Origin of the sequence: Streptomyces sp. TRM70350, from assembly GCF_019219825.1 — a bacterium.
Classification (GTDB): Bacteria; Actinomycetota; Actinomycetes; order Streptomycetales; family Streptomycetaceae; genus Streptomyces.
Window position 1 is genome coordinate 1 of record NZ_JAHUXH010000129.1, and the last position, 451, is coordinate 451.

Annotated in this window: 1 protein-coding gene; it reads left to right on the forward strand. The window is 71.4% G+C overall.

All coding sequences use genetic code 11. From position 1 onward, the window contains the following. Positions 1 to 13 precede the first annotated feature (13 nt). The coding region (locus tag KWI83_RS37890) for an acyltransferase domain-containing protein (RefSeq protein WP_308122414.1) at positions 14 to 451 on the forward strand (438 nt) is incomplete at its 3' end.

Sequence of the window (451 nt, forward strand, 5' to 3'; positions counted from 1 at the left end):
TGCCGCTGCTTGTGTGGCGGGTGTGCTGTCTTTGGCTGATGGTGCTCGTGTGGTTGCGCTGCGGAGTCGGGCGTTGACGGGGCTTGCGGGCAGCGGGGGCATGGTGTCCGTGGCGGCGTCGCCCGCGGAGACCGGGGAATGGGTGGCTCTTTGGGCGGGCCGGGTGGCGGTCGCCGCTGTCAACGGTCCTGAGTCGGTCGTCGTCGCGGGTGAGGCGGTGGCGTTGGAGGAGTTCCTCGCGCACTGTGCGGGGCGGGGTGTACGCGCGCGTCGCGTCGCCGTCGACTACGCTTCCCACTCGCCGCTGGTGGAGCCGGTCCGTGACCGGCTGCGGGCCGACCTGGAGGGTGTCCGGCCGGTCGAAGGCACGGTTCCCCTGTTCTCGACCGTGACGGGCCAGTGGTGCGACGGCACGGAACTGGACGCCGACTACTGGTACCGCAACCTGCGC